Raw genomic sequence first — 13,336 nt, 5'->3', positions numbered from 1 at the left:
TAAGATAATGTAAAGAATACAATATCTATTTTAAGTCTAATCAATAAAACTAACTTTAATGAAAAAGAAAGAACACAAATCGAAATCGCTGTTATGCCGCATTTGTTTGTTTTTGCTGAGTTTCGCTTTTAGTACTATCGTACAAGCTCAGAATATAACAGTAACAGGAAGCGTGGAGGATCAGAATGGTGAACCATTGATTGGAGTGTCAGTTGCCGAACTGAATACGGCCAACGGAACAATTACCGATATTGACGGTAACTTTTCCATTAAATGTGCCAAGGGAGCGACCCTCAAATTCAGCTACATAGGTTATAAAGATGTAACAAAGGTAGTTACAGAGAGTAATCTGAAAATCACATTGGAGGAAGATTCACAAGCTTTGGAAGAAGTGGTAGTAGTGGGTTACGGTACACAGAAAAAAGGAAGTGTGACGGGAAGCGTAACCAGTGTCGACGCCAAGGCCATTGAAGATTTCCCATCTGCCAATCTCTCTTCTGCGCTGGCAGGACGCCTCTCCGGTGTATATATAAGCCAAGGTACAGGCAAACCGGGAACCTCGGCTTCGTTTAGTGTACGTGCCAAGGGTACTCCCAATAATTCCGACCCGTTGTATGTCATTGACGGCGTGGTGAGGGATAAGATGGCATTTGATGCACTGGATGCCAGCGAAGTAGCCAATATATCCGTATTGAAAGATGGGGCGTCGGCAGCGGTTTATGGTTCCCGTGCCGCTAATGGTGTAGTATTGATTACGACCAAGAAAGGCGGAAATGCGAAGCCGACCATTAATTATACAGGTACGGTAGGTATTGATGTCGCTGCCATGATTCCGGAAACACTGAGTGCCTACGAGCATGCTGTTTACTTGAATGACCGTGCCATACAGGGTTATCTTAACAATAAGATATGGAATCCGAACGTAGAACAGCAAGACCCGACCACGAAATCTTCCTGGTATACAGACGATGAATTGGCACACTTCAAAACGACAGATTATAGCTTCTTTGATGACGCTTGGAGAACTCCCTGGTCTACGCGCCATGCCATCAACATCACGGGTGGAACCGAGAAGGTACGCTACTTCATCGGCGGTTCTTATTTCTACAATGTAGGTTCGTTCGACAACCTGAAATATTCCAAGTATAATTTCCGTGCCAGCATCGATGCCGATATCAGCAAGAATCTTACCGTCGGACTGAATATCAGCACCGACAACCGCAAGGACACCAAGCCCAATTGGAAATCGGACGGCGACCGTGACCGTATGAACGACTTATACAAAGGACTATTGCTCCGTACGAAGATGATTCCGAGCATGATCGACGGCATGCCGGTGGGTAATTTCATCGAGTGGCATCCGCTGATGCTTATCAGCGAAGAATCGGGTCTGCATACGAAGAAGTGGCAGAATGTGAATGTCAATGCGACTGCCGAATATCGAGTGCCGTTCGTGAAGGGATTGAAACTGAAAATGCAGTACAACCGTACGTTGGATAACCGCTTAATCAAGAAGGTGAACTTCCCGTATGAGCTGTACAACTTCCAGACGGCCGGAACGAACAACCACTATATCGACCTGAGCAACGTGGTCGTATCTACCAAGACCCGCGACGACGGAAACTACGTATTCAAGGAAAACCAACTGTCGGAAGCCTACCAGCTGAACCTGTTCGTCACTTACGACCGTACGTTTGGCAACCATGACCTGAGTGCACTATTCGTTTACGAGCAGTCGGAAGGTGACAGCGAGAAGTTTGATGCACAACGCAACAAACTGATCACGTGGGAGATGCCGGAGTTCTTCGGTGCGAGTGGTGACGCGCTGGAATCCATCGTAGGTGCCGGTTCTGTAAGCGAGAGTGGCCGCCTCTCCTACGTAGGTCGTCTGAACTATGCCTATGCGGACAAGTACCTGCTGGAAGCCGCATTCCGTGTTGACGGTTCTACGAAGTTTGCACCCGACCAGCGTTGGGGATTCTTCCCTTCGGTTTCGGCAGGATGGCGCATTTCCAGTGAGCCGTTCTTCGAGGAGAATATCAAGTTCATTGACTACATGAAGTTGCGCGGTTCTATTGCCACCTTGGGTAATGACGCCATTGGCGGCTGGCAATGGATGGCACGATATGGAATCACGACGGGGGCTGTGTTCAACGGCTTGTCCTACGGGTTGGAGCCCAAGGAAGTCCCCAATCCGAAACTGACTTGGGAGAAATCGACCTCTTACAATATCGGTTTCGACAGCCGCTGGTTCAACAACAAACTTGATTTCAGCTTCGAATATTTCTATCGCCGGACTTACGACATCCTCGACAACCTGAACGTGAGCGTACCGACCACGTTCGGCGCATCCTTGCCCAAGGAGAACTATTCCGAGGTGAAATCCCGCGGCTTCGAAGTGGAACTGGGCTATAACGACAGGGTCGGAAAACTGGACTACTACGTAAGAGGTAATTTCAGCTACGCGAAGAGCTGGTGGTCGAAGAAGGACGAAGCGGAGAACATCCGGGCATACAAATCGGAGATAGGCCGCTCGTTGAGCCGTGAGTGGGGATTCGAGTGCATTGGCATGATTCGCACCGAAGAGCAGTTGGAGCAATACATGAAGGAGAACCCGAACATGACCATCAAAGGACAGAAGCCGGGATTGGGTATGCTGATATACAAAGACGTGCGTGGACCGGAGAGCGACGAGCCGGACGGCATCATCACGGACGATGACAAAGTAGTGATCATCGAAAACAAAGTGGCCCCCATCACTTACGGCTTCACCGTCGGCGGCAAGTGGAAAGGCTTCATGCTCGACATCTTCTTCCAAGGCATGGCGGGGCATAAGAAGCTGATGGATTTCCGCGGCAATGGCATCAATGCCCATACCAGCACGTTCAAGTACTACAACGACCACTGGACACCGGAGAACACGAACGCCTCGATGCCGGGTGCCACGCAGTACAAGAACAATGAAGCCTCCTCCTTCTGGGTGCGCAATGCCTCCTTCTTGCGCTGCAAGAACATCTCCCTCTCGTACGACTTGCCCAAGACATTCGTTCAGCGCATAGGCATCGACAAGGTACGGCTTTTCCTGAACGGCACGAACCTCTTCTTGCTGCAGGATAAGGTGAAATGGATGGATCCCGAAGCAACAAGCATCTCGGACTATCCCGTCATGAGGAACTTCTCGTTTGGTTTGAACATTACAATTTAATCAGATAAAATCACTTGAATATCATGAAATCGAAACATATCATAAAATCGAGACATATCATAACGATTACAGCATTAGCACTTGCGAGCCTGACCGGTTGCACATCCGTCCTGGACAAAGACGACCTGACCGCCGTCAGCGAAAAGGCGACATGGAACAGTGAGATCCTGGCCACGGCCTTTCTGGACAAATGCTACAAGGACAACCTGCCCACGTTCAGCGGCGATTATTCCAAATACAGCGACGAAGGCAATGGCGGAGGCGACTTCATCCACGGCCGGCTGACGGCGGTAGCCACTGCCGGAGGTCCGCTGGGTGAGCACTGGCCCTACGACAAGATATACACGCTCAACGTCCTCCTCTCCAGCATCGACGGAGGCAGCCTGCCCGAAGAGATCCGCAACCGCATCAAGGCACAGGCGCTTTTCCTGCGCGCATACCAATACTTCGAGATGGTGAAAATCTACGGCGGTGTACCCTTGGTGCTGACCCCGCAAGACAGGCATACCGATGACTTGTACGTCACCCGCAACACGGCCAAAGAGTGCATCGACCAGATCGTCAACGACCTTGACCTTGCGGCAGCCTCACTGCCCAGCATCTGGAGCGAGAGCGACTTCGGACGCATCACCAAAGGAGCGGCGATGGCGTTCAAGGGGCGCGTGCTGATGACGTATGCCAGCAAACAGTTCAATCCGAACGACGACCGTGCGCGTTGGGAAACGGCCTACAACGCCTGTCTGGCCGCCCAGAAGGAGTTGGCGGGCAATGGACAACGCGCCCTGCATCCCGTCTACAAGGAGATATGGACCAAGGAGACCACTTCCGAGACCGTGCTGACCACCCGCTTCCTCGACCCCGTGCGCACGCACACTTTCATGGCAGGACTTCGTCCGCTGGAGTTCTCGGTGGGGGCCACAGGCAACCATCACCCGACGCTGGACATGGCGCTTGCCTTCCCGATGGCCGACGGTACGGCTCCGGGCGTGGACATCGACGGAGACGGCGTGAAGGAGCCTTTCGACCCCACGGCTACCGACGCCACCGGCATGTTCTGGCTGAACCGTGCCCCGCGTTTCTACGACATCATCGTCTACAACGGCGCCGAGTATCCCCTGAACGGCATGCCCGAATGGTTCCAGGGCTACATGTACACCTACAAGGGAGGCGAAGACACGCACAGCCCCACCGGCACGGGATTCTACTCCTGCAAATTCTCCATCCCCGAGAAGACGGCTACCGAGGCGAAGGACCACGGCGATATGGACTGGATTGAGATGCGCTATGCCGAAGTCCTGCTGAACCTTGCCGAATGTGCCGCCGAAGTGGGAGATAAGTCGGACGAGGTCTATTCCATCCTGAAAGAGATCCGCAAGCGTGCTGGCATCACGGCCAATGCCGACGGCCTGTACGGACTGAAGGCGAACATGAACCGTCAGGAGCAGATAGACGCCGTGCTTTACGAACGCCGTATCGAACTGGCCTACGAAGGCAAACGTTTCTGGGATTTGCTTCGCCGCAAGATCTTCTCCGACATGCAGGGCTATTCGCGCTACAGGATTGAGATACAGGTGAAGGACGAATACGCCTCCATGGCACGGAAGGACTTCATCACGATGATAAAGAGTGATCCGGAGCTGATGACGAAGAATTACTTCAAGTATTTCACGACCCAGACCTGGAGAATCGACGAGACCTATCAGTGGGATGTGAAAGACAACTATTACTTCCAGGGATTGGCGCGCAAGCACTTCGAGCAGAATCCGAAGTTGCAGCAGACCATCGGTTGGGAAAGCGGTGATTTCGATCCTCTGAAGTAAGGATATCCAACTGCCAGAGATAGAGGGGGCTGCTGTCCGACAGCCCGACCCGGAAATCGAAGCCGGTACTTTTGCGACGATATGCGCAAGGGTATCGGCTTCTTCCTGTTCAAGCATCAGCTTATGTCCGTTCAGGTATCGGTTTCTTCTTATTCCGGCATCAACTTATGTCTGTTCCTGCATCAACTTATGATCATTCCTACATCCGCTTATGCCCATTCCGGTACTTGCTTATGTCCGAACAGGGGCTGGTTTCAAAATACGGTTCACGAGAACCAGTTAAAAAAGCCTAACAAAACAGCCGTTTTCCCCTCTTTTTGAGGATTTTTTTTCTCACTTTTCGGGCAGTTTCGTTTCCGTTTTCGGGTTGTTTTGCCCTCATTTCGGCTCTCCGGCCTCCTTTTTCAGACGCTCTGCCTCCACTCTGCCTCCACTCTACCTCCACTCTACCCCCAGTCAACCTCCACTAAGAAACCATTTTTAGTGGCCGATGAGTGAGCAACCCTGTTGCAACGGCAGAGCGCCCCTGCTGTTTTAACACATCGGCTTCGTATTGTTAATCGAAGTTAAACGGTACTTTTCGAGTTGCGTTATAGAAGGCAAGAAAAAATACGCCCTTCCGCCAACTGTACACAAACCCTCCGCCAACCAGACACGCCCCCTTCATCGACCGAACCCACCCCCTCCACCCACCGTCCGCCCTTCCTCTTCCCCACCTCCCGACAAGACATAGCGAAGCGAAAACTCCCCCGATTCCCCATAAAAACACCCCTCCCGTCACTTTTTTACAAGGATTTGAGACAAAATATATAATAAAAGTGCATTTTTCCCCCTTCCTTTGTAAAACGGTTAATCTGCTTTATCCGATAACGCCGCGACCATCGCCCGGCTTTATCCGATAAACGCCGAAACCATTAATCAACTTTATAGAATAAAAAAACAAGTATGAAGAACATTTATTATCTGCTACTATGCTTTCTTCTCCCTTCCTCCCTCACGGCACAGGAACCCGAAGGCAAAAGCCAGTGGATCTATCCCGATTCCAACGGAAAGTTAGTGTACAAGACCACCCAAAGAGGTGACCGCATCATGGACTTCTCCCATGCCGGCTACAAAGGCGGCGGCGTGACCCTTTCCTACGTCCCCGCCAAACTCACCGTCCACCCGCTGGGTGAAGACGAAGACTGCACCGACTACATCCAGCAAGCCATCGACATGGTGTCCGCACTGCCCCAAGACGCCGACGGCTTCCGCGGCGCCGTCCTTCTCGCCCCCGGACGCTACGTGTGCGAGCGCACGATACAGATAAAAACCGACGGCGTCGTACTGCGCGGAAGCGGCAGCGACCCCAGCGGAAGCGTCATCGTCATGCGAGGCGGAAAACACACCGCAATCGTAGTGAACAACGGCACGCGCCAACGCGCAGGCAACCGCATAGGCGACGCCTCCGACAACGAGAAAACCATCCGCGTCACCGACAAATACATCCCCGCCGGCTCCCGCCAACTGACCCTCGAAGACGCCTCCACACTATCCGTAGGAGACAACGTCGAAATACGCAAACCCGTAACCGGGAAATGGGTCAAATACCTCAAGATGAACGACCTCGTGCGCGACGGAAAGCCCCAGACCTGGATCAAGGAAGGACGACTGCTGATTGCCGAACGCACCATCGCCGCCATCGACCGTAACACAGTCACCCTCACCGTCCCCTTGGCAGACGCCTACGACGCCCGATACACCGACGGCAACACCACCCTGCGGGTAGCCAACGACGTGCAACGTCTCCGCCAATGCGGCGTGGAGAACCTCCGCATCGAATCGCCCGCACAAGCCGTCAACCACACGCAGGCACTCTACTACGCCCTGCGCATCAACGGCGAAGACTGCTGGGCGCGGGACATCAACGCCATGGAAACCATGGAAAGCATCGGCATAGGCGGACGCCGCATCACCCTGCAACAGATCAACGTCGTGCGCCGCGCCCTGCATCAAGGTGCCTCCAAACCCGCCGAGTTTGCCCCGAACGGCGGACAGATACTCGTCGACCGTTGTTCAGTAGAAGGCGACAACATCTGGTTTGTCGCCCTGGGAGCCGGCCAGACCGGTCCCATCGTCTTCCTGAACTGCGACTTCCGCGGAAACGGACGGATAGAAGGACACCAACGCTGGAGCACCGGCATGCTGTTCGACAACTGCCGCCTGCCGGAAGGAGGCATCGACTTCAAGAACCGCGGCTCCATGGGTTCGGGTCACGGCTGGGGAACAGCCTGGGCAGTGGCGTGGAACTGCGAAGCGAAGAGCTACGTCAACCAGATTCCGCCCGGCACGTGCAACTGGGTGATAGGCAGCCGAGGAGAGAGTACCCCCCTGCGCCGCCCCTTCAACCAGTCCGGCCCCACGCTTCCCGTAGGCATCTTCGACTCGCACGGCACACCCGTCGCCCCCCGCAGCCTCTACCTCGCCCAGCTCAGCGAACGCCTGGGCGAAGCCGCCCTCGATGCCATCGGCTATGGCCCAACCTTGCAGCAGCCCGCCCCCGCCTCCTTCGACTACGCCTTCCAAGGCGGCATGAGGGCATCCGCGCAACTGGCAGGCAAGGACTTCCGTGCCATCCACGAATATATGCGCGCCTTGGGTTGGGACTATTCCGAACATCCCAACATCTCCGGCAACGACCACCACGAGGGCGTGCATTGCGAAGTCGTCTTCGACCCCATGCTGCAACACTACGTCTTCCGGTTTACCAACCACGCCGGCGCCGATGCCGTAGACTATGACCGGGGCAGATTCCCCAGCGACCGCCAACGCAACGAGATGAAAAGCCAGACCAACCGCAATTGGCACCATCTGAACGGCAACTGGAACGAGTGGCAGCGTCTGGAGTGGAAATTCCGCATCCCCAAAGGCTTCCGACCCACCCCGAAGTTCTGCCACATCCACCAGCTCAAGGCGCAAGAGGGCAACAACGGCGCCCCGCTCATCACCATCAGCACCCGCAGCGATGAAGACGGCAGCAACCGCCGCGTGCAAGTCATCCACACCGGAGACACGCGCACATCGGGCAAAGGCATCCTCATCGACAACCTCCCCCTCAGCGACTTCGAAGACGAATGGATACAGGTCGTCACCGAGATGCACTACACCCACCACGGCACGTTCCGCATCAAGCTCACCCGCATCAGCGACGGCAAAGTCCTTGCCGACCAGTCGTTCGAAGATGTCGACCTCTGGCGGAAAGGCGCCACGAACATCCGCAACAAGTTCGGCATCTACCGCAGCCTGGGACGCCGGATGAACGACAAGTCCGACCGCCCCGACAACGGCCTGAAAGACGAGACTCTGCAACTGGCCGACTTCAAGGTCTACGAGGCGCAGACTAACCCGAATCCTCAACCGCATGATTAAGCACAACCTTCAATACACATGAAATCACCCCTCATCTCTCTATACATAGGGAGCATCTGCCTCATCGGCAGCTGCTCCCTCAGCGCCCAAGAAAGCTGGCAATCCCAACTCGTCACCCAAGACGCCACAGGCGCACTGACCTATCAGAAAGACAACGACGGCTTCGTCCTGCCCGACTTCAGCCATGCCGGATATCGAAACGGGAGAGACATCCCCGCAGTCGACCTGCCCGAACGTACCCTCACCCTCAGCCCCTTGGAGGACAAGGAGGCGGACAACACGCAGCAGATACAAAAGGCCATCGATGAAGTCGGCAAATACGCCCTTACGCCCGAAGGCTTCCGGGGCGTCGTCTTGCTGAAAGCCGGACGGTACAACATAGACGGCACCCTGAACCTGACGTACGACGGCGTCATCCTGCGTGGCGAAGGCAACTGCTTCTCCGACCAAGACTCCACCGTGCTCTACGGGAGAAATGCCGCCGAGAAAGCCAAGCGCCTCATCCTGATGGGAAACTCCTCTGCCCACAATTGGGGAAACGGGAAAGGCGATGCCCGAGTGAATATCGTAACAGAGAAGGTTATGCCGGGCGACTACTCCTTCCTAGTGGAAGATGCAAGCGCCTATCGGGAGGGCGACCTGATCTGCGTGAAGTATCCCACTACCACTGCCTGGCTCGAAGCCGTCTGGTACGGCGGTAATACCAAGCGTGACACCGACGAAAGCAAGAAGTGGAAGACGAAAGACATCGACATCTCCTACCATCGCTACGTCACCAAGGTGGAAGGCAACCGGATCGAACTGGACGCCCCCCTGTTCTATACCCTCGACAAGCAGTATGCCCAGGCATATATCTATAAGATTCCCAATCCGTCTACCGTCCGCCGCAACGTGGGCATCGAGAACCTGCACCTCTCCTTTGAAAGAAGCCCTGAAAACTCCACTGCCAACGTCGACCAGAATTGCATCTACATGAGTTCGTTGGAAGATTCATGGATGAAAGGCGTCTCCATGTCCGGCTTTGTCCATGCAGGCATCAAGACCACCTCCACGACGAGAAGCACCATCGAGGATTGCTACGCCATCGACCCTTCCGGCCTCTGCACCGGAGGTACGTACTACAACTTCGAGAACTATCATCGTTCGCAACTCATCCTGCTGAAGAACTGCTACGCCCGCAACGGCCGTCATCACTACATCTCCAACGGTTGTGCTTCCACCAGCGGCATTGTCATACAGAACTTCCGTTCCGAGCTTTCCCTCGCGCAGGCCGAAGGTCATCGGCTGTGGTCGCAAGGCATCCTGTTCGACAACTGGAAGGAACTGGGCACCATCAAATCGAATGCCGGAAAAATCGGCATGTACCTGCGCGATAATATGGGAAGCGGTCACGGATGGGGAGGCACGCAGAGCGTATTCTGGAACTGCGACGTGCAGAACGGTGCCATCTATCTGGACAAAGTACCCACCGGACAGAACTACGCCATCGGCTGTATCGCTAAGACCATCCGGAGGTACCGCAACAACATGAGCGAATATACCAACGGCTACATCGAAGGACAAAACCGGAAAGGTCTGCAACCCGCATCACTCTACGAAGCCCAAAGAGCGGCAAGGGGAATCACTACCGGAATAAAGTCCGTGCCTGTCCGACAGGCTGATATCCCCCATATCGTTGTAGAAGCCAATCGCATCCGGATAAAATCCCTTCAATCAGCCTCCGTATCCATCTACACGACGAACGGAACCCTGATACAGACCTTCCCATCCCCCTCCGACAATTGGACGGAAAGCATGCCCCTGAACGATGATTTCTACGTCGTCCGTGTGCAGGCAGCCGGTCGGAAGGCTTATAGCCGGAAGGTGCTGGTAAGAAATGCAGGGAAATAACAGTTTTGAGTTTTTGAGTTTTTAAGTTTGTGAGTTATTAAATTATTCTCATTAGTGGATCAACTTTAAAGCTTCAACTCGGAAACTTAAAAACTCAAGAGCTTAAAAACTTATCAACTCAAAAGTTTAAAAACTCAGAAACTCCAAAGCTTATCAACTTAAAAAATTATCAACTCAAAAAATTAAAACCTCAAGACCTCAATAGCCATGAACAAAAGATTTTTTCTGCCACTCCTGTATACACTAATATGTTATACCGTTTGTTTCGGACAGAAATTCGTACATCCCGGAATGTTGCACACAACCTCTGATCTCGAATTTATGAAATCCAAAGTCCTTGCCGGCGAATCTCCTTGGAAAGAAGCATGGACTCAACTCAAATCATCGGAAATAGCTTCACTCGATTACAAGCCGACACCCTTCAAGGTAGTATCCAACGGACCTTATAATAAACCCGACAATGGCGGAAAAGAGTTTGTACGCGATGGAGCGGCCGCCTATACAATGGCCTTGCAATGGTATGTGGAAAGAGACAAAGCCTATGCGGAAAAAGCGATTGAAATATTCAACGCTTGGGCCAATACACTTGATTCTGTTGTCAATCACAACCGCCAACTGAAAGTGGGTACGGCAGGAATCAAGTACCTCAATGCAGCCGAAATACTGAAATACACCTACAAGGGGTGGAAGACGAAAGACCGCAAGGCCTTCGAAAAGATGGTCGCCAACATCTGGTATCCGGTAATAAAGGATTGGACACCCCGTTACAATGGCAATTGGGATGCTGCCAACGGACAAACACTGATGTGTATCGGCATCTTCCTCGACCGGCGGGATATTTTTGATAGTGCCTGCCGCCAACTGACCGATGGCGATACAAATGGCTCCATCAAAAACTATTTCTATGAAAACGGACAATGCCAAGAGAGCGGACGCGACCAACAACACGTACAGATGGGCATCGCATTCCTTTCCTGTGCCGCCGAAATCGCATGGAAACAGCACGTTGACTTATATGGAGCATTCGATAACCGCCTCTACAAAGGATTCGAATATACGGCAAAATACATGTCGGGCGAAGAAGTACCTCATGTGCAGTATGTCACTTGGTTTGGAAAAAACGTTTATGGACCGGAAATCTCCCCCAATCAACGCGAAAGGATTTGCCCTGCATGGGAACGGGCTTATCATCACTATCACGACCGCAAAGGCATGGACATGCCTTACACCCGCAAAATGATTGAAAAAAGTCGCCCCGAAGGAACGGAAATCCAATCGTTCATGCCTTGGGCGTCACTGACCAGTGCCGACTTTCCGGCTGAATAAATGGAAAATGGAAAGGGGAAAAGAAGCATTTTCCATTTTCCCCTTTCCATTTAAGTAAGAATTATCTTCCCGACGTCGCCTGCAAGCGGCTATTTCCGGGATAGACCTTAATCAGTCGGACTCCGTGAGGAGCTATATCAGTCGTGAACTCCACGTCAGACGTAGCGACATCCTGTTGACGCCATAAGTCACGCACCTTCTGTTCTCCTCTCATGCCTAAGTTTTTCCAGGTCACGGTCGCTTTTGTCGGTTTCTCCCCACGATTGAACAGGCCTACTGCCATAGCACCGTCTTCCATCGGTTTGGCATAAACCACAACGGATTCATTCTCCTTAACTACAGTTCCCTGCTTGCCAAGCGGATCTTGATTGACCTCAATCACTTCGTCATTCGTAAGCAGGCTGATGGTGAAGTCATCCAGCTGCGCCATGTCACAGCCAATCAGCAAAGGAGCAGCCAATAACGCCCACAAGCTGATATGCGTATACTGCTCGTCCGCCGTCAATCGGGTATAGTGCAGACGAGGTCCCCAACCTACCATGCCTACTACCAGCATGTCCGGATCGGGCCAATGACCGGGACCAGTATAGGCCGCCCATTTGGTCTGGTTGAATCCCAGACGGCTCATGCTTTCCCAAGTATCCTTGATATCACCGGTCGTACGCCAGCAATTGGCCATCTTTTCCCATTGAGAGGCATCTCCCCAAGGAGCGCTGTTCGAAAGGCTGAATACGACATCACGCTTATGCGAGCGCAAAGCGTCCATCATCTCCTTCACGTGATATACATCGTTCGGGTTCCAGTCATATTTCAGGTAGTCCATGTCCCAGTCCATCCATTGCTGTACGTCGTTCTTTACGAAAGAATATTTTCCATGATGGTAGTTCACGCTGTGATAAGAGCCCAAATGTCCTGCATACGTACCGACCCACGGACCGGAATATATTCCTATCTTCAGTCCCATAGCATGCACCTCGTCCGCCAATGCCTTCATATCCGGAAACTTGCTGTTGGTCATAACTCCTTGGTGTTTTCCTCCGCGCAGCCCTTGCCAACCGTCATCAATGTTGATGTATTGCCAACCGTGATTGATCAATCCTTTTTCCACCATCGCTTTTGCAGAACTGAATGGTCCACAGCAAAACTCATAGGCCGGACACCGGTAGCCGGAATCGTATAAAGGAAATGGGAACCGGGACGGACACCGAACACTTTTGCTCCATTGATACGGGGGGTATCAGGCGCTTTTGGGGTCAAAATATACTTTGATAATGTGTCAGGAACGGCAGTAGTTTGTCCGCAAACCATGTTAGCAGTTCCCGACAGCCCCATGGCTACAAATAGAATAAGGATTTTGCTTTTCATTTCTTCTTTTGGTTTTTCATTTGTTTTTTCTTAATGATAATACTACTGGTGCGATAAAAATCGCGTTAGTTTAGAAATCATCAAATAAAGAGAGTTCTTTGACATTTTGATCTGAATTGGTTGATGGGTCTTGCTTGGTTATAAGCTGTCGCAATTCGATACGTTCCAACGCAGAAATTCTAATCAAGGTCGCCACCTCAGTAACTGAATAGCCGCTGTTATAATCTGCTTTTATTCTTGCTACCGTCAGATAAGATATTTACTGCCCCCTTGCTGTATTTGCCCAACGCCCATGCTGCGAGTTTTATGCTTGTGGATATGG

At 52.5% G+C, this 13,336-nt stretch carries 7 protein-coding genes; 5 read left to right on the top strand and 2 right to left on the bottom strand.

What is annotated here, in order from left to right; translation table 11 throughout:
* Window positions 1–58: 58 nt before the first annotated feature.
* The 5 genes from QZ323_RS09580 to QZ323_RS09560 all read left to right on the top strand — a co-directional run bounded on the left by QZ323_RS09580 (window position 59) and on the right by QZ323_RS09560 (window position 11,649).
* Window positions 59–3,205 carry a TonB-dependent receptor gene (locus QZ323_RS09580; RefSeq protein WP_294634414.1) on the top strand — a complete coding sequence of 1,049 codons (3,147 nt, stop codon included), beginning with the start codon at window positions 59–61 and terminating at the stop codon, window positions 3,203–3,205.
* Between the two features lie 23 nt (window positions 3,206–3,228).
* A complete protein-coding gene (locus QZ323_RS09575) occupies window positions 3,229–5,025 on the top strand; it encodes a RagB/SusD family nutrient uptake outer membrane protein (RefSeq protein ID WP_294634413.1) in 1,797 nt (598 codons plus the stop codon).
* A 945-nt stretch (window positions 5,026–5,970) separates the two neighbouring features.
* Window positions 5,971–8,433 (top strand): hypothetical protein, encoded by a 2,463-nt coding sequence (locus QZ323_RS09570; RefSeq protein WP_294634412.1) that lies wholly within the window; start codon window positions 5,971–5,973, stop codon window positions 8,431–8,433.
* Between the two features lie 18 nt (window positions 8,434–8,451).
* Entirely contained in the window at window positions 8,452–10,323 is a 1,872-nt protein-coding gene (locus tag QZ323_RS09565; RefSeq protein WP_294634411.1) for a T9SS type A sorting domain-containing protein, read from the top strand.
* Between the two features lie 321 nt (window positions 10,324–10,644).
* A complete protein-coding gene (locus QZ323_RS09560) occupies window positions 10,645–11,649 on the top strand; it encodes an alginate lyase family protein (RefSeq protein WP_294634410.1) in 1,005 nt (334 codons plus the stop codon).
* 61 nt (window positions 11,650–11,710) lie between these two features.
* Here the strand turns inward: QZ323_RS09560 and QZ323_RS09555 are convergent, their stop codons facing one another.
* Window positions 11,711–12,760 carry a glycoside hydrolase family 27 protein gene (locus QZ323_RS09555; protein WP_294634409.1) on the bottom strand — a complete coding sequence of 350 codons (1,050 nt, stop codon included), beginning with the start codon at window positions 12,758–12,760 and terminating at the stop codon, window positions 11,711–11,713.
* On the bottom strand, window positions 12,742–13,014 hold the full coding sequence (locus QZ323_RS09550; protein WP_294634408.1) for a hypothetical protein: 273 nt from the start codon (window positions 13,012–13,014) through the stop codon (window positions 12,742–12,744). The genes QZ323_RS09555 and QZ323_RS09550 overlap by 19 nt, the downstream gene beginning before the upstream one ends.
* Window positions 13,015–13,336: the final 322 nt, after the last annotated feature.

This window comes from uncultured Bacteroides sp., assembly GCF_910585845.1.
Classification (GTDB): Bacteria; Bacteroidota; Bacteroidia; order Bacteroidales; family Bacteroidaceae; genus Bacteroides.
This window is presented reverse-complemented; position numbering and strand designations above follow the sequence as displayed.

What these genes read in the sequence shown, in the direction of transcription:
- QZ323_RS09580 (WP_294634414.1), top strand. Translation starts at nt 59, where the DNA reads ATGAAAAAGAAAGAACACAAATCGAAATCGCTGTTATGCCGCATTTGT.
- QZ323_RS09575 (WP_294634413.1), top strand. Translation starts at nt 3,229, where the DNA reads ATGAAATCGAAACATATCATAAAATCGAGACATATCATAACGATTACA.
- QZ323_RS09570 (WP_294634412.1), top strand. Translation starts at nt 5,971, where the DNA reads ATGAAGAACATTTATTATCTGCTACTATGCTTTCTTCTCCCTTCCTCC.
- QZ323_RS09565 (WP_294634411.1), top strand. Translation starts at nt 8,452, where the DNA reads ATGAAATCACCCCTCATCTCTCTATACATAGGGAGCATCTGCCTCATC.
- QZ323_RS09560 (WP_294634410.1), top strand. Translation starts at nt 10,645, where the DNA reads ATGAAATCCAAAGTCCTTGCCGGCGAATCTCCTTGGAAAGAAGCATGG.
- QZ323_RS09555 (WP_294634409.1), bottom strand. Translation starts at nt 12,760, where the DNA reads ATGGTGGAAAAAGGATTGATCAATCACGGTTGGCAATACATCAACATT.
- QZ323_RS09550 (WP_294634408.1), bottom strand. Translation starts at nt 13,014, where the DNA reads ATGAAAAGCAAAATCCTTATTCTATTTGTAGCCATGGGGCTGTCGGGA.